The sequence below is a fragment of the Pseudomonas sp. Kh14 genome (assembly GCF_900291005.1).
Classification (GTDB): Bacteria; Pseudomonadota; Gammaproteobacteria; order Pseudomonadales; family Pseudomonadaceae; genus Aquipseudomonas; species Aquipseudomonas alloputida.
This window is the reverse complement of record NZ_OLKJ01000028.1, coordinates 32,172-47,791: the sequence shown is the minus strand read 5'-3', so window position 1 is coordinate 47,791 and position 15,620 is coordinate 32,172. Positions and strand designations below refer to the sequence as shown.

14 protein-coding genes and 2 pseudogenes are annotated in these 15,620 nt (G+C 59.4%); 7 read left to right on the top strand and 9 right to left on the bottom strand.

Annotation, left to right across the window (positions count from 1 at the left end):
* Nucleotides 1-36: 36 nt before the first annotated feature.
* The 5 genes from FQ668_RS13890 to FQ668_RS13870 all read right to left on the bottom strand — a co-directional run bounded on the left by FQ668_RS13890 (nt 37) and on the right by FQ668_RS13870 (nt 5,494).
* The gene (locus FQ668_RS13890; protein ID WP_014591145.1) at nt 37-402 is read right to left on the bottom strand and encodes a histone-like nucleoid-structuring protein, MvaT/MvaU family; all 366 of its coding nucleotides are present in this window, start codon (nt 400-402) and stop codon (nt 37-39) included.
* 311 nt (nt 403-713) lie between these two features.
* On the bottom strand, nt 714-1,127 hold the full coding sequence (gene arfB / locus FQ668_RS13885; protein WP_010953846.1) for an alternative ribosome rescue aminoacyl-tRNA hydrolase ArfB: 414 nt from the start codon (nt 1,125-1,127) through the stop codon (nt 714-716).
* Between the two features lie 157 nt (nt 1,128-1,284).
* The gene (locus FQ668_RS13880) at nt 1,285-2,688 is read right to left on the bottom strand and encodes an ATP-binding protein (RefSeq protein WP_019438531.1); all 1,404 of its coding nucleotides are present in this window, start codon (nt 2,686-2,688) and stop codon (nt 1,285-1,287) included.
* On the bottom strand, nt 2,685-4,499 hold the full coding sequence (locus FQ668_RS13875; protein WP_019438532.1) for a DAHL domain-containing protein: 1,815 nt from the start codon (nt 4,497-4,499) through the stop codon (nt 2,685-2,687). Before FQ668_RS13875 ends, FQ668_RS13880 begins: the two co-directional genes overlap by 4 nt.
* Nucleotides 4,496-5,494, bottom strand: a complete 999-nt coding sequence (locus FQ668_RS13870) for a cytochrome-c peroxidase (protein ID WP_014591149.1) — start codon at nt 5,492-5,494, stop codon at nt 4,496-4,498. Before FQ668_RS13870 ends, FQ668_RS13875 begins: the two co-directional genes overlap by 4 nt.
* Before the next feature lie 197 nt (nt 5,495-5,691).
* Here FQ668_RS13870 and FQ668_RS13865 point away from each other — a divergent pair, with 197 nt between their 5' ends.
* Both FQ668_RS13865 and FQ668_RS13860 read left to right on the top strand, forming a co-directional pair.
* A complete protein-coding gene (locus FQ668_RS13865; protein WP_014591150.1) occupies nt 5,692-7,062 on the top strand; it encodes an HD domain-containing phosphohydrolase in 1,371 nt (456 codons plus the stop codon).
* 119 nt (nt 7,063-7,181) lie between these two features.
* Entirely contained in the window at nt 7,182-7,847 is a 666-nt protein-coding gene (locus FQ668_RS13860) for an SOS response-associated peptidase (RefSeq protein WP_023389601.1), read from the top strand.
* Nucleotides 7,848-8,120: 273 nt separating this feature from the next.
* Here FQ668_RS13860 and FQ668_RS13855 read toward each other — a convergent pair whose 3' ends face one another.
* Nucleotides 8,121-8,378: a hypothetical protein gene (locus FQ668_RS13855; protein ID WP_019438535.1), complete on the bottom strand. Its 258-nt coding sequence runs from the start codon at nt 8,376-8,378 to the stop codon at nt 8,121-8,123.
* 86 nt (nt 8,379-8,464) lie between these two features.
* Entirely contained in the window at nt 8,465-8,794 is a 330-nt protein-coding gene (locus FQ668_RS29160; protein ID WP_019438536.1) for a hypothetical protein, read from the bottom strand.
* Nucleotides 8,795-9,252: 458 nt separating this feature from the next.
* On the opposite strand from FQ668_RS29160, the gene FQ668_RS13845 reads away from it, so the two are divergent.
* Together FQ668_RS13845 and FQ668_RS28990 are read left to right on the top strand one after the other, a co-directional pair.
* Complete coding sequence (locus FQ668_RS13845; protein ID WP_014591152.1) at nt 9,253-9,726, top strand: OsmC family protein; 474 nt, start codon at nt 9,253-9,255, stop codon at nt 9,724-9,726.
* A pseudogene (locus FQ668_RS28990) lies at nt 9,647-10,232 on the top strand (substrate-binding domain-containing protein). The gene FQ668_RS13845 and the pseudogene FQ668_RS28990 overlap by 80 nt, the downstream one beginning before the upstream one ends.
* A 177-nt stretch (nt 10,233-10,409) precedes the next feature.
* Here the strand turns inward: FQ668_RS28990 and FQ668_RS13835 are convergent.
* Entirely contained in the window at nt 10,410-10,952 is a 543-nt protein-coding gene (locus FQ668_RS13835) for an AAA family ATPase (protein WP_019438537.1), read from the bottom strand.
* Between the two features lie 272 nt (nt 10,953-11,224).
* Between FQ668_RS13835 and FQ668_RS13830 the strand changes: the two are divergent.
* The 3 genes and pseudogenes from FQ668_RS13830 to FQ668_RS13820 form a co-directional block, all read left to right on the top strand.
* Nucleotides 11,225-11,581, top strand: a pseudogene (locus FQ668_RS13830) (site-specific integrase); the annotation flags it as partial.
* A 20-nt stretch (nt 11,582-11,601) separates the two neighbouring features.
* Nucleotides 11,602-13,188, top strand: a complete 1,587-nt coding sequence (locus tag FQ668_RS13825; RefSeq protein ID WP_014591209.1) for an ABC-F family ATPase — start codon at nt 11,602-11,604, stop codon at nt 13,186-13,188.
* Between the two features lie 228 nt (nt 13,189-13,416).
* Nucleotides 13,417-14,610, top strand: coding sequence for an MFS transporter (locus FQ668_RS13820; RefSeq protein WP_014591210.1), 1,194 nt, complete (start codon nt 13,417-13,419; stop codon nt 14,608-14,610).
* Here the strand turns inward: FQ668_RS13820 and FQ668_RS13815 are convergent.
* Nucleotides 14,572-15,618 carry a dienelactone hydrolase gene (locus FQ668_RS13815; protein ID WP_019438539.1) on the bottom strand — a complete coding sequence of 349 codons (1,047 nt, stop codon included), beginning with the start codon at nt 15,616-15,618 and terminating at the stop codon, nt 14,572-14,574. The two genes, FQ668_RS13820 and FQ668_RS13815, sit on opposite strands and share 39 nt — an antisense overlap.
* Between the last annotated feature and the right edge of the window lie 2 nt (nt 15,619-15,620).

The window sequence follows — 15,620 nt, the reverse complement described above, 5'->3', positions numbered from 1 at the left end:
TTTCAGCTAGTGCAATGAGGGCGACATAAGCACAAATCAGGACACCCAGGATTCCACTTCTTCTGCCCCGTACTGGGCTTTCCATTCCTTGAGCAGCTTGTGGTTGCCACCCTTGGTCTCGATGACCTCTCCATTATGCGGGTTCTTGTACTGCTTCACTTGCCGAGCACGGCGTGGGGCTTTCTCTGTAGCCGCAGGAGCTGCGGACCGGCGACTGGCCTGAGGATCCAGGATGTTGATGATATCGCGCAGGCTGTAACCGTATTTGCTTAGCAGGTCACGCAGCTTGGTCTCGAACTCGATCTCTTTCTGAAGCTCACCGCTGCTTTTCATGGCTTCCAGTTCGGCCAACTGGGCCGCCAACTTCTGTTCAAGCTGTCTAAACTCTGCCAAACGCGACATGTGCATACTCCTGAATACGTGGATGCTGTTTAGAGAATCCTAACGCAGTTCAAGTTCAAACCAAAATTAAAATCAGCGGCCAGTCTTTTTCCTTCTTGCTGCTGCTCCCGTCCCCCCATTCTGTGACCGGAAGATCTACCGTCAGCTCGACGATTGGGTACATCTCCTTCTAGGCGCTGTATGAAAAACCTTGATACTTGGTGATGCTGCGTTGAGAACAGCCTCGGAATGCTCAATTACTAACCCGTAGACTCCGCTTACTCGGCTGTTTCGCCTTGCCTGAACTTCGTCTCAAGGTTTTCATACAGACCCTAGAACTCCACCTTCCCCCGCCCCGCCTTGACAGTGCTCCGCCTGGCTTTTCCTTCGAGGCGGCGGGTCTTCGAGCCGAGGGTCGGCTTAGTGGGGCGGCGTTTCTTTTCGGTCTTGCCTGCGGTGATGATCAACTCGGCAAGACGCGCCAATGCGTCAACACGGTTCTGCTCCTGGGTGCGGTACTGCTGGCCCTTGATGATCAATACGCCGTCGCCGGTGATGCGACTGTCACGCAGCGCCAGCAGCCGCGCCTTGTAAAACTCGGGCAACGATGAGGCCGGGATGTCGAAGCGCAGGTGTACCGCGCTGGACACTTTGTTGACATTCTGCCCACCCGCGCCTTGCGCGCGGATGTATGTGAGTTCGATTTCGGCATCTGGCAGATGCACGTTATTGGAGATAGTCAGCATGATAGGGCCCTTGTCATTGCCCATTATCACAGACTGCGCCGCTCCCCCATAGCACAATGCAGGGTTCTTTGAATCAGTGCGCAAGCCGACCCAAGCGAGCCCTCCACTGGTCGGGGCTCTGCACTTCATGCCAGCCAGCGCTAGAACGCGTGCGCTATCAAAGCGTTACGCTCTGTTTTACCGGCAGTTGTACACGAAACGTTGTTCCCACTCCGACCTGGCTTGATACGGTTATCTCCCCACCGTGTTTCTTTACAATGCCATAGGAAAGGGACAGGCCTAGCCCGGTGCCTTGGCCGACGGGCTTGGTGGTGAAAAAAGGATCGAAGATCTTCTTGATGTTCTCCGGTGCTATCCCCGCGCCTGTATCTGCAACTTCGATGCACACCCAGGCGCCTTGATGAGCAGTGCCCAATGTGATGGTGCCCCGCTCGGGGCCCATGGCTTGGGCGGCGTTGAGCACCAGGTTCATTATCACTTGGTTGATCTGCGACGGCAGGCATTCGACAGGGGGTAACGGCTGGTACCGTTTTACCAGGTCGGCTTTATGTTTCAGCTCGCTCGCGACGATGTTAAGCGTGGAGTCAATGCCCTGCTGCAAATCGGCTAATTGCCACTGCTGAGCGCTGTCAACCCGCGAGAAGTCTTTGAGGTCCTTGACGATATGCGCCACTCGACCGATTCCGTCCTTGGACTCCTTGATGAGGATCGGGATGTCTTCCATGAGAAATTCCAGCTCCGTCTGCTCACGAAGCCTTTGCAAGCGCCCAGTGGTTTCGTTTGCGCCGAGCCTCAGTTCGGCCTCGCGATAGGCGTCGAGCATCGCTGCCAGTTGCTGGAAGTACCCTCCCAGAGTGCCCAGGTTGGAGGACACGAAACCGATCGGATTGTTGATCTCGTGCGCCACGCCGGCGGCCATCTGCCCCAACGAGGCGAGCTTCTCCGATTGCACCAGCTGGCTTTCCAGCTGCTTGCGCTCCTCGATCTCCTGCTGCAGCGCCTCGCTGGCTTGGGTCAGTTGCTGGGTACGCCGCTCTACCCGCTGTTCGAGCTGGTGCATTTTCAGCGAGGCTCGTTGGGTCATTTCCCACTTGGTCAGCAAGGTGCTGGCCATTTGCTGGACCTCGATGTTGTCGAACGGTTTTTTCAGGATCAGCAGGCGATCGTGGGCCTGCAGCCGGTCGAGCAACTCATCCCAGGAATAGTCCGAGTAGGCGGTGCAGACGACTACCTGCAACAGCGGGTCCTCTTCCCACAGGTGCTCAATGGTCTGAGCGCCATCCCATCCACCTGGCATTCGCATGTCGACGAAGGCTAACGCGTAGGGCTTGCTGGCCTGCAGCGCACGCTTCAGCAGGCCGAGTCCTTCCTCACCGCCATAGGCTGAATCGAGTTCGAATACCGGTCGTTCGTTCTTGACCTGCTCGCCGAACAACAACCCTTCCATCTCGTCCAGCTCAGAGTTCTGCGATCTGGCCGGGGCAAGGATCTTGCGAAAGTCCTCGTGGATAGTCGGCATGTCATCGATCAGCAGGATCCGGCGATTGATCATGTCACTCATGCAGGCTCCGTCACCGCAATCAGCGGGATCCTCAGGGTAAAGACAGCACCCAAGCCAGGGCCGTCGCTGTGTGCGGTCAGGTGACCATTCATCTCGATGGCGGCCAGGGCGCAACTGTGCAAGCCGAAGCCATGCCCGTCCTTGCGCGTGGTGAAGCCATGGGCAAAGATCTTCTGCAGGTTTTCAGGGGCAATGCCTTCGCCTTCGTCCAGCACGCTCATTTCCAGGAAGCCCCCCTCAACGATGCGCGTCCTGAGGATCATCGTCCGCGGGTCGCTGCCGGGGCCGGACATGGCGTACTTGGCGTTGCTGATCAGGTTTATCAGAATCAGCAACAGCCGATGCCGGTCGCCCATCACCAGAGGCAGATCTGCGAAGTCGCGCACTACCCTCACTTGATGCCGGGTCAACGCGCCTGCGTTCATGCGCAGCGCGTCCTCGACCAGGTCGTTGACCGACAGCGGCTCTGGCACATTTTTAGCGCCGGCATAGGATTGCTGGGTGGCCACCACTTCCTTGATGTGGTCGATGCTCTTGTTCATTCGTTCCAGCTCGATCGCCATCTCCTTCTGTTCATCGGCGATCGCCTCGGTCAGCTGGTTGAGGTAGCCGGGAAGCAACCGGCCTCTGGGATCCTCGTCGAGAAACCGACCGATGTCAGTGGCATGCTCGCGGAACAGTTGCATGGCTTTGCCCAAACCCTGGGTTTTGCTGCTGCGCAACGTTCGAGCGATGAGATCAGAGGATGTGTTCACGCTGTTGAGCACGTTGCCCACGTTGTGCAACACATTGGTGGCGATCTCCGCCATACCTGCCTGGCGCGCGGCGTTGAACAGCTCGCTCTGAGCGTTCCGGAGCTCCAGGGTGCGTTCCTCGACCCGCTGTTCCAGGACGTCATTGGCGCTTTGTAATGCGTTGTTGACCCGTCTCACCTCGGCGAAGCTGCGCACCAGCAACGCAGCCAGGCAAATGACCGAGAACATCAGCAAGCCTGATAGCCATAACGTGTAGAGATGGTTTTTACGGTTGATCCTTTCAACCTGCTGTTGATCCCTGTCCAGGAGGCTGGTGATCGTATCCAGGCGTTCGTCGACCGGAATCGCCTCGATCTGCTCGAGCAGGCGGTTGACGACAGGTTGCTCGCGCAGGATCAACGCCACGTGATTGCTCAACAGATTGAGGGGCGTCTGGAATTCTTTGGGCAGGTTCTCCGTGTTAACAGCCAAGTTGCCTAACCCCACCTCTATCTCGGCAGCCCTTTCCACAGAGGTAACCTGCGCGAACTCCAGGGCACTTAGCAAGAGGTCATAAGTGTCAGTGACGAATACGTGTACCTCCTGCCGATTCGGGGCCAGCATGGTGTTGATCCGGGCCTGAATACCGTCCTCGGCTGTGGGTAGAAATGCCAACGAATTTCGCAGCAAGGCATTGTGCGACTTGAATTGCTCCACGAGCCGAGCCTTTTCCCCGAACGCAGAAAGAAAACCGTCATGGGCATCGCGCCACTGGTCTGAGTCATCGCGCCCTTGCTCGGCTTCCCGGCGGTCGAATCGTGCCCACAGCCGCTTCATCTCCTTGAGAGGGATCACAAGTGGATCGTAGTTATGGGAGACGGCTACCCGGGCCTTGAGCACCTCGTTTTCCCATACTGCATCCTGTTGCTTGAGCTGACGAATGAGATCTCGGGATTCGTTGTAGGTCTGGGTCTGCTCAGACCCGGAATTCAGGTACAAGTACAGCAGCATCGACGCCAGTACAAAGACCAACCCACTGAATAGAATCAGGCTTGTACGCCGAGAAATCACCCTCATGGCTGACCCGCCTTTTCAGCAGTAAGGGTTTTGAGAAACAGCATGATGAGCCTGCGGTCCTCATCGCTTGGGATTCGTCCAAGCTGATACTGGAACATCACGTCGATCGCACGCTCCAGCGTAGGCGCCGAGCCATCGTGGAAATAGGGCGCGGTCATCGCCACATTGCGCAGGCTCGGCACTTTGAACACACCCCGGTCGGCCTCCTCTCCGGTCACGTTGAAGCGGCCCTGATCCGCCTCGGTGGGGTGGCCGCGATCCGCGATGTAGTCGCCGAACACGCCAAATTTCTGGAACATGTTGCCCCCAATATTCACCCCTTGGTGGCAGGCGATGCAGCCATAGTCCTTGAAGCGCTGGTAGCCGTATTTTTCTTCCAGGGTGAGCGCTTCGGTATCGCCCTGCAGGTAACGATCGAAACGTGCACCAGGGGTAAGAAGCGTCCTTTGGTAATCGGCCAACGCGCTGAGGATGTTGTCCTTTGTCACCGCGTCCGGGTAGGCATCCTTGAACGCCTGACGGTAACGCACGTCTGCGGCGATGCGCTGCTCGATCACGCGCCAGTCTCCGCCCATCTCGTGAGCGCTGGTGATCACGGCATTCCCCTGCTCCTCGAGTGACTCGACCCGGCCATTCCAGAATTGTCGGAAATTAAGACTGGCATTGAGTACCGTTGGCGTATTGACCGCAAGCGGCAGGCCATCTGCACCCATGGAGAACGCCCGGCCATCGACCCCGTACGTATCCAGACGATGACAGCTGGCGCAGGACAGTGTGCCGTTGCGCGACAACCGCGGATCGTTGAACAGCTGGCGGCCCAGCTCGACACGCCCAGGTGCCAGAGTGGGAATCGGAGGCAGCGGCTTGAGCGGCTCGTCCAGCAGCTCGGCCCCGCTGTCCACACTCAGAACGAGTAGCACCCACAGGCTCAGGCAACGTCGCAAGCGCTGCGGGTGAAGAACGGAACGAAAACGACAGGTTGTCTGCGCGAACATCCGGGAGAATCCTTTTCCCTGGGCTTACGGATATACAGAAGGGTGGTGCCATGCCGTCAGGTTAGATGCCTTCCAGACAATTTGCCTGCCACCCGCCACGCCTTGCTCCGACACCTGTCGCGGAAAAATGATCTAGCCTTTGACCTAAGCACTCGTTGAGCTCGAGTGCTCCATCGATCGACCGCGTGAGGCCTGCCATGGAAGTGCAACCGAACCCGAACCCACCCTATCGGCCGACCGTGTTGCTAGTAGACGACGAGGAGTCGATTCTTAACAGTCTACGTCGGCTATTGCGTGGCCAACCCTATGACGTGAAGCTGGCGACCAGCGGCGAACAGGCACTGGCGCAAATGGCCGAGGGCCCGGTAGACCTGGTGATGAGCGATGCGCGTATGCCAGGTATGGACGGCGCCACCTTGTTGGCGCAGGTCAATCAGCATCACCCCTCGACCGTCAGGATCTTGCTGACCGGCTACGCCGACCCGAGCGCAATCATCAAGGCCGTCAATGACGGTCAGATCCACCGTTACATCAGCAAGCCCTGGAACGACGACGAATTGCTACTGACCTTGCGCCAGGCCCTGGAGCACCAGCATTCCGAACGCGAGCGCCAACGCCTGGAGCTGCTGGCACGTCGGCAGAACGCCCAGCTGAAACTACTCAATATCAACCTGGAGAAACGCGTCGCAGCCCGTACCACGGAGCTGCAACAGACCGCTGACATGCTCGATCTGGCCTACGAAGAGCTGAAACACAGCTATGTTACCGGGACCGAGGTGTTCTCGATGCTGGCTAATCTGCGGCTGCCTCCAGCCAAGCAGACCAATCGGCAGATCATCGAACTGGTGCGTTGCTACTGTCGGGCCCACGCCTTGGACGAGGCGATCAGCCGCGATCTGGCCATGGCTGCGGCGCTGTACAACATAGGCAAATTGAGTTGGCCGGATAGCATGATCGTTGCCCCTTCGGACCAGTTGATGCACAGCGACCGCGACCGCTATCGCGACTACCCACGCCAAAGTGAAGCGCTGCTGATGACCCTTGAGCCCATGAAAGATGCCGCGCGCCTGATCCTGCATCACCAGGAGCACTGGGACGGCAGCGGTTTCCCCGACCGGCTCAAGGGTGAAGCTATCCCGTTCGGCGCTCGCTTGCTCAAGCTGGCCGTGGACTTCGTTGAGCTGCAACGGGGTTTGATTCTTGAACGGCAGATGAACAGTGACGAGGCCTTGCTCTACCTGCGCAAGTATGCCGGCCGGTTGTATGACCCGGCGCTCCTAGAGGACTTCGTCCAGGTTTGCGCATCGTTCCACAGCGATCTCACCTTGGTGGACCCTGAAGTCCAGGTGTGTACCACGCGTGACCTGGCGCCGGGAATGGTGCTTGCGCGCAACCTGAACGCCGACAACGGCATGTTGCTGCTTAACGCTGGCAAGGTTTTGAGCGCCGCGCTGGTGGAAAAGCTGGTGGCCTTTGAATCGATGGAGGGTGGTAAGTACTGCATTTTCGTTCGGGTCCCCTCGAACGACCCTATAACGCCTGGAAGATCGGACTTGGCGCCGTGCTGAATGGAGGTGGGGCGCTCATTCAGCCTTGCACCTCCGGGACTGCACGTACAGCACGCCGTCCCCCCGCCACACCGGCGATACGCCCAAGCGCTATGCTTTTTCTGGCAGGAGGGCCGCGCATGTGTGGAAGGTTGAGTCAGTACCGAGGCATACACGACTTTGTCGAAACCCTGAGCCTGCCAGAAGCCTGGCGGAACAACGTCGGCGACCAGCCACTTGGCCGGTACAACGTCGCGCCGACCACGCCGGTGGCAGTGCTGCGAGTGGATGAAGCAGGCCCGCGGGCGGACCTGGTGAGATGGGGCTGGCGGCCGCATTGGGCGACCGATCGTGCCGCGCCGATCAACGCCAGGGTCGAAAAGGTGGCACACGGCCCCTTCTTCCGGGCGATCTGGCCGCACCGAGGCATAACGCCGATCGACGGCTGGTATGAATGGGTCGATGAAGGCGGACCGAAGAAACAGCCGTACTACATCCGACGCCGGGACGGGCGCCCTTCCCTTTGCGCCTGCATCGGCCAGTTCGCTGGCAGCGAGCATGACGGGTTCGTCATCATTACGGCCGATGCCCAGGGCGGAATGGTAGATGTGCACGACCGCAGGCCAGTGGTTTTGGCCCCAGACCTTGCGCGTGAGTGGATGCAAACCGCGACGCCGGGCGAACAAGCCGAGCAGATGGCGCTCAACCTGGGCGAGCCAGCCGAGGCCTTCGAGTGGTATCGAGTGAGCACAGCCATTGGCAATGTGCGCAACCAAGGCGCCGAACTGATAGAGCCGCTTCAGTGAAGCAGTAGTAGACCATGCCGGCCCTAGTACCGGCAGCGCAACATCATGGACCACTGATGTGCAGGGTTTCAACTCGGGGGGCCGGGTCGACTTGGAACCCGCGCAGCACGATGATTAGTAACACCACCGTCCACAATGGCACTTACGCAAGCGGTTACTGTTGAAATGGCACGACTCGACGAACAGGGAATACCGTTATCAAAGGCTGCACAGATTCGAAGGCGGTCGACCCGCCCGTGGTTGCGGTGGGTCCGATCGCAGACCTCGGCGAACTCACCCGGCAGAACAAGCTCCGCTTTTCTGACTTTCCACGTACTGTTCAGCCATAACCTTCCCTTCGAGAATGGCTTCTGTCGAAGAGGAGAATGGTCGACTCACACGCAGGGTTCGCGCCGTTGCGCCCGGCTTCCCTACCTCGACCAACATCCCTGTGGGAAATTCGACGCTCGACTCCCACAGCACGTAAATCGATGCCTGGTAACCAAGGTAGGAATGCACGTAAAGGTCATGACTGGTGGACTGAAGGCTCATCACTTTCTCCAACTGGGCGCCTCAATGCGCTTTTGATGGAGATACGACTCAAGCGATCTGACGAGCGTTCCGTTTTCCCTGCATTGTTATCCGTGAAGACGCGAGCCTCTGCGCGGGAGTGGTTCAGGCCCTGGTGCTTTGGGCGCAGGAAAAGCCTTGGCGACCCAGTCGTGAGCACGCTCGAGCGCCCAGGCCATCGCCGCAGACAGTTTCTGTCCACGGCAGTCAGGGTGTACCTCTTCGAGCAAGAGCACGCCTTTTTTCCCGTAGATACCCAAGAAAAGTTGAGTGGCGTTTTCAAGTGAGAGTCGGGCTTGGATGTTGATTAAAGTGCCACAGGGTAGGCGCTCATCGTAGTTTCGGGAATGCAACGCAGAATTGGCCCATTCCCAATAGATTTTGCCGCGATTACGCATGGAACGGACCTTGAACTCATGTTCTTGACTAGAGAGACAGAATACACAGCTGTTCCAATGAATCCACTGCTGAAGGTGTGTGTTACATTTTTTTACATCTGCTTTTTTCATTTAACAGCCGTGATCACACCACCACCCACCCCTTCAAGCGCCGCGCGATCAGCGCACGGTCGCTCAAGGAATGTGGCTACGGTGTTCCGCTAGGCGAGCGCCATGAATTACCGGCGGATGGACAACCTGGCCTAGCGGACAGGCAACCTGGAGCATGACGCATCACGTTCTGCAGCCTTGGCGTCGGTATCGGCCTTGGAGTTCCATCGGTTCATTGCATGTGCTCGGATTGCTCATGCGTCGCTGCAAACACTAGATGCTGGTGGAGAGCCCTCAATCGAGAGCAAGATAACCGCACCCAAGCGATGGGCAAGATTTTCCGGCCGTCTTTCGACACAGGAGTGACCATGAAAGAGCACCATTACGCTGTCACCGTAAATTGGATAGGTAACACGGGTGCAGGTACTGCCAGTTACACGGCGTACCAGAGAGACTTCAACGTGGAGGCTCCAGGCAAGGCACCTATCCTTGGCTCTGCCGACCCCGCCTTTCGCGGGAACCCTGAACGCTGGAACCCTGAAGACATGTTGCTGGCCTCGATCTCGGCCTGCCACAAGCTTTGGTATCTTCATCTGTGCGCAGTCAACAACGTGAACGTCCTGGAATATGTCGACTACCCGGTGGGCCGGATGCTTGAAGGGGATGGCCAGCGCAAGGGCCATTTCAAAGACGCTGAGTTAAGGCCTCAGGTCATTATCAGCAGCCAGTCAGATCTGGATCTTGCAAGACGCCTGCATGACGATGCTCACCACGAATGTTTTATTGCCAACTCAGTTAACTTCCCTATCAGATGCAGTGCTGTTATCAAGCATCAGGACTAGATGTTTTGAATACAACTGTTTCCTTTGTTTAACAATGGCTTCTAATCGACGCTATCAATAGAAGGGGCGAGGCTCTCTTTCACGAGAGGCCGCTCCTTCGATGGGTGAGCCCCCTCAGGCCGTCCCAAACAGGCTCGCCCATGGTGAGCAGACGGATGTCATACTGATGGTAGGTTTGCCCTCGAGAACCTGGTGGCCAGCGGTGACGCCGACAAAACAAGTCGAATAGATCCGGAAAGTCTTTGATTGCTATGGCCGTGCGCAAAGGCGAGGACGTGCGCAAAGTGCTGCAAAACAGCAGCTCTGTCGCTTACTCCGACAGCGCAAGCGGTGTAAACCTCTCTAAAATCCTGCTCCCTCGCCATGACCCTGTATTCAGGTGCTGTCGTGAGCAGGAGCCAGCATCATGCCGCAGCCCAGGGCTCCTCGACTATCCGGCATCGCCAGAAGCCGACGCAGCAATCAAAGATAGTGGCTTGACACCGCTACCCCATGCAGCAAGCTGACTGCGAACGCCGACAGGTCACTGCCGCGTATCTAGCCCTGCGTCAGCAACACCTCGTCTCGCGCGGCCTCATTGCGATGCGCTGAAACCTCGACCAGCACATCGATCTCAGGCTGGCTGCAAGTTTCGGTACAGCCGTGCTGCCTGTGGGGTGATTGGTGAGAAGCTCATCTGGCATCTAATGACCTTGCACAACCTGATCAGGCTGCGTGCCCATACTCGCGAGAAAAACATCGGTATCCCGATTGGTCCGCAGGCAGACCACGCGACAGCCCGGCGGGGCCGTCGCTACGAATCGCTTCATCGCTTCCCGAGACGAGGCTTTCGTCCGCCACATGAACCTGAAAAACTCCGGCAGATTGGCCAGCAACTCCGGGCAGTTGTCCGGCAAGTCAGGCCGGGATCGACCGCGGTTCAACATCGTTCTGAGGAGCACGCGCCAGAATCGAAGCGGAGCCGAGCGATCAATCCATATCACCATGTCAGCGCGGGCCAGCCGGTTGTTCCATGTGGTGGAATGCCCGCCTTCGAAGATCCAGTGCTCACGGGCCTCGATCTCATGACAAAGACGCGTCTTCTCGTCCCGGCTACGCTCGACCCACCCTGGCTGCCAATGAATCGTGTCGATGTGCACGACAGGCAAGCCTGTGCGCTCGCCAAGCTTGCGCGCCAGGGTACTTTTCCCAGACCCTGGCTGACCAATGATCATCACCCGTTGCATTCAAGCTCCCTCTTGCCATGCCTGCTGAATTTTGGGCGCGCGATTTTACGGCAATGGGCGACGTGGTCAACTGCAAGCGCTCTCATGCTCTGGGCGTTTGTTGCAAGTCGGCAACTGATCACGCCTCAAGTGGTGTAACTCATCGTGGCGCTGGCCACTGAGTTCGTCGTTTGGTTGAGCACGGCCGGCAGCTTGGTTTAAGGATAAGCGCTGACCACCTCGAACGCCTCCAATTGCATGCAGCGTCTTTGCAGGCACCACTCGTCGTTCTGCACGCGAATCGCCGCAGAGAGGAAAAGGGAGCAGTGACCGAAACACCGTTCCCGCCCCCGCCGTCGAGGAATGCGGAGTGCGTGAAACGGATCTCCGATCTCCACAAACAGTGGGTGCCTGTGCTGATTGAATTGGGGATCAAGCGTCGCCCCCCATACAACTGCCGTCACACCTATGCGACAATACGCTTAATGTCCGGCCTCAACCCCGCATTTATCGCCCAACAGCTGGGTCACAGCATTCAGATGCTGCTGTCGACGTATGCCCGTTGGCTTAATTCAAGCTCCGACTGGAGCGAGCTGGAAAAACTCAAGATTGGTATCAAATCGGTATCAGCTGAAAGCCCAGCGTCGTAAGTTACTGATAGGTAAGCCCTTTGATCTCCACCGCTAACATCACCATGCAGTTCGGCTCCAAGCCGCTGTTCGAAAACGTTTCCGTCAAATTCAACAACGGCAACCGCTACGGCCTGATCGGCGCCAACGGTTGCGGCAAGTCGACCTTCATGAAAATCCTCGGCGGTGACCTGGAGCCGTCCGCAGGACAGGTCATGCTCGAGCCGAATACCCGCCTGGGCAAGCTGCGCCAGGACCAGTTCGCCTACGAGGAATTCACCGTGATCGACACGGTGATCATGGGCCACGGCCAGCTGTGGAAAGTCAAAGCCGAGCGTGACCGTATCTACTCGCTGCCGGAAATGACCGAAGAAGACGGCATGGCCGTCGCCGAGCTGGAAACCGAATTCGCCGAAATGGACGGCTACACCGCCGAGTCCCGCGCCGGTGAACTGCTGCTGGGCCTGGGTATTCCGCTGGACCAGCACTTCGGCCCGATGAGCGAAGTGGCTCCGGGCTGGAAGCTGCGTGTCCTGCTGGCCCAGGCGCTGTTCTCGGACCCGGACGTGCTGCTGCTCGACGAACCGACCAACCACCTGGACATCAACACCATCCGCTGGCTGGAAACGATCCTCACGGCGCGTAACAGCACCATGATCATCATTTCCCACGACCGGCACTTCCTCAACAGCGTCTGCACCCACATGGCTGACCTGGATTACGGCGAGCTGCGCCTGTTCCCGGGCAACTATGACGAGTACATGACCGCAGCCACCCAGTCGCGTGAGCAGCTGCTGTCGGACAACGCCAAGAAGAAAGCCCAGATCGCCGAGCTGCAGACCTTCGTCAGCCGCTTCTCGGCCAACGCCTCCAAAGCCAAGCAGGCCACTTCACGTGCCAAGCAGATCGACAAGATCCAGCTGGCCGAGGTCAAGCCGTCCAGTCGCGTCAGCCCGTTCATTCGTTTCGAACAAGCGAAGAAACTGCACCGCCAGGCCGTGGTCGTCGAGAAAATGGCCAAAGCCTTCGACGACAAGGTGCTGTTCAAGAACTTCGACATCACCGTCGAAGCGGGCGAGCGCGTTGCGATCATCGGCCCCAACGGTATTGGCAAGACCACCCTGCTACGCACCCTGGTCGGCGAGATGACCCCGGATGCCGGCTCGGTAAAGTGGACCGACAGCGCCGAAGTGGGCTACTACGCCCAGGACCACGCCCACGACTTCGAAGACGACATGACCCTGTTCGACTGGATGGGCCAGTGGACCTCTGGTGAGCAGGTTATCCGCGGCACTCTGGGGCGCATGCTGTTCTCCAACGACGAAATCCTCAAGTCGGTGAAGGTGATTTCCGGTGGTGAACAAGGTCGCATGCTGTTCGGCAAGCTGATTTTGCAGAAGCCGAACGTGCTGGTGATGGACGAGCCGACCAACCACCTGGACATGGAATCGATTGAAGCGCTGAACCTGGCGCTGGAAAACTACCCGGGCACCCTGCTGTTCGTCAGCCACGACCGCGAGTTCGTGTCGTCGCTGGCCACGCGCATCATCGAGCTGTCGGCCGATGGTGTGGTGGACTTCAGCGGTACCTACGACGACTACCTGCGTAGCCAGGGTGTGCTGGTCTGATTGATGGGACGGCCTGGCCATCTCGGATGGCCGGGCCTCTTCGCGGGCTTGCCCGCTCTCCCAAGGCCCCACCAGCGTCCAATACCTGTGCGGTCCCTGTGGGAGCGGAGTCCATCCCCATCCCACCGACCGGCACTGCCCGACGAATAATTCGTTAGCCTGCTGTCTTTTCCTTCGCGCAACGGCCATGATGGGACCACGCCCAACCGCCCGCCCGCGAAAGAGCCCATGACCGCGCAACAACCTGCCCCCGCCAGTAACACCCTGCACATCACCCTGCAGATCCTGTCGATCGTTTTCTATACCTTCATTGCGTTCCTCTGCATCGGCCTGCCGATTGCGGTGCTGCCCAGCTATGTGCACGACCAGCTTGGCTTTGGTGCAGTGATCGCCGGTGTAACCATTGGCCTGCAGTACCTGGCCACGCTGCTGAGCCGCCCGTTTGCAGGCAGGGTGGCGGACACTTTGGGAGGGAAACAGGCCATCCGCTTTGGCCTGTTGGGGATTGCCGGTTGCGGGGTGTTGACGTTGCTGTCAGCCTGGACCCTCACCTTGCCGCTGCTAAGCCTGGCACTGCTGCTCGGTGGACGCTTGCTGCTGGGCATCGCCCAAGGGCTGATCGGCGTGGCCACCTTGAGCTGGGGTATCAGCCAGGTCGGCCCCGAACACACTGCCAGGGTGATCTCGTGGAACGGTATCGCCTCCTATGGCGCGATCGCCATCGGTGCGCCAGTTGGCGTTCTGGCCGTGGACGGGATGGACTTCAGCGTGCTGGGGCCGGCTTTGCTGGTGCTGGCAACCCTTGCCCTGCTGGTGCTTCGCAAGCGCCCCGACGTGGTCGTGATGCGCGGCGAGCGCCTGCCCTTCTGGTCGGCGTTTGGCCGGGTTGCCCCGTGTGGCCTGGGTTTGACCCTGGCCTCGATCGGCTACGGCACCTTGACCACCTTCGTCACCCTGTATTACCTCGAGCGCGGCTGGGCCGGTGCGGCCTGGTGCCTGAGTGCGTTTGGTGTGTGCTTCATCATTTCGCGGCTGCTGTTCGTCAACGCGGTCAACCGCTTTGGTGGGTACAACGTGGCGGTCGCCTGCATGGCCACCGAAGTGCTGGGCCTGAGCCTTCTGTGGCTGGCGCCCTCGCCGCCCTGGGCGCTGGTTGGCGCCGGGCTGACCGGTTTCGGGCTGTCGCTGGTTTACCCGGCATTGGGCGTGGAAGCGATCAAACAAGTCCCCAGCAGCAGCCGCGGCGCAGGGCTGGGTGCCTATGCTGTGTTCTTCGACATGGCCTTGGCCATTGCCGGCCCGGTGATGGGCGCCGTGGCGGTACACCTGGGGTATGCCTCGATCTTCTGCGTGGCTGCCCTGCTCGCCTTGGCCGGGGTCGGCCTAACGTTGTGGCTGGCGCGGCGCGCCCGTCGCAGCTGAACGCTGAGCCGGCGCTGGCGCTCCCAGCACCTGGCTGAAGAACGCTGCCGTTTCTCGCTGCAGCGAATGATGGATATGCCGGCGGTCGACGCCATCGGCGTCCTTGCACAGCGCCGACATTCGCGCGTACTGCTCGGCATCGCAGTGGGCCATGAACACGAAATGCCCGGCACCGGCCAACAGGCGGTAGTCCGGTGTAACCGGCAGTTTGCGGGCCAAGGCCTCGGCATTACGGTCTACGGCCACAAGCTGATCGCTGTCGCCACTGTAGATCAGTGCGGGTACCTGCACACCGGCCAGCGCATGGCGCCCGAACAACAGGCTCAGCGGCGCCATCAACATGACCGCCCCCACTCGCGGGTCGGTCTCGGGCGCCAGTTCGCTACGGTCGGCAATCAGGATGCCGTGGGTCTTGCAGGCGTCTTCGTCATGCGGGCGCTCCAGGCAGTACTGACGCAGACGCTCCAGGTCGGGGCGTGCGCCAGACAGGATCAACGCGGTTTCTCCGCCGGCCGAGTAGCCGATCACACCCACCTTGCCGTCATTCAGATAAGGCCCGACCACTGCATCATCACGCGCTGCGGTGATCGCCGCGCTGACTTGCAGCGGCCGCCCATAAAGATTGCTCAGGGTGCCAAGGCGGCTGTGGTCGCGCACGTTGTCCCCCGGGTGCACCACCGCCACCACCACGAACCCTTGCCGCGCCAGCGACGTGGCCAGGTAATGCAAGGCCAATGGGCTGCCCGTATTGCCGTGAGACAGCACCAGCAACGGGAATCGCCCCATGGCGACGGGCGCCTCTTCGGCCACGTCGACGGGATACCCGTCTATACGGCTGATACGGGTTTTGCCAACGGCCGGGTAGAACGCCAGCGCTTGCATCGGGCGGCTATCGACCGGGTCGGTCAAGGTCATAAGGTGCAGGCCGGCAACCCACGGCGCGGCCTCGGCGCGGGCCAGCAGGCCGCCGAGCAGGACCAGCGCCAACACGCAGCGTGCAAGGGTCATCG

Bases quoted from the DNA above. Each gene is read 5' to 3' on its own strand.
- FQ668_RS13890 (WP_014591145.1), bottom strand. From the start codon at position 402: ATGTCGCGTTTGGCAGAGTTTAGACAGCTTGAACAGAAGTTGGCGGCC.
- arfB (WP_010953846.1), bottom strand. From the start codon at position 1,127: ATGCTGACTATCTCCAATAACGTGCATCTGCCAGATGCCGAAATCGAA.
- FQ668_RS13880 (WP_019438531.1), bottom strand. From the start codon at position 2,688: ATGAGTGACATGATCAATCGCCGGATCCTGCTGATCGATGACATGCCG.
- FQ668_RS13875 (WP_019438532.1), bottom strand. From the start codon at position 4,499: ATGAGGGTGATTTCTCGGCGTACAAGCCTGATTCTATTCAGTGGGTTG.
- FQ668_RS13870 (WP_014591149.1), bottom strand. From the start codon at position 5,494: ATGTTCGCGCAGACAACCTGTCGTTTTCGTTCCGTTCTTCACCCGCAG.
- FQ668_RS13865 (WP_014591150.1), top strand. From the start codon at position 5,692: ATGGAAGTGCAACCGAACCCGAACCCACCCTATCGGCCGACCGTGTTG.
- FQ668_RS13860 (WP_023389601.1), top strand. From the start codon at position 7,182: ATGTGTGGAAGGTTGAGTCAGTACCGAGGCATACACGACTTTGTCGAA.
- FQ668_RS13855 (WP_019438535.1), bottom strand. From the start codon at position 8,378: ATGAGCCTTCAGTCCACCAGTCATGACCTTTACGTGCATTCCTACCTT.
- FQ668_RS29160 (WP_019438536.1), bottom strand. From the start codon at position 8,794: ATGCGTAATCGCGGCAAAATCTATTGGGAATGGGCCAATTCTGCGTTG.
- FQ668_RS13845 (WP_014591152.1), top strand. From the start codon at position 9,253: ATGAAAGAGCACCATTACGCTGTCACCGTAAATTGGATAGGTAACACG.
- FQ668_RS13835 (WP_019438537.1), bottom strand. From the start codon at position 10,952: ATGCAACGGGTGATGATCATTGGTCAGCCAGGGTCTGGGAAAAGTACC.
- FQ668_RS13820 (WP_014591210.1), top strand. From the start codon at position 13,417: ATGACCGCGCAACAACCTGCCCCCGCCAGTAACACCCTGCACATCACC.
- FQ668_RS13815 (WP_019438539.1), bottom strand. From the start codon at position 15,618: ATGACCCTTGCACGCTGCGTGTTGGCGCTGGTCCTGCTCGGCGGCCTG.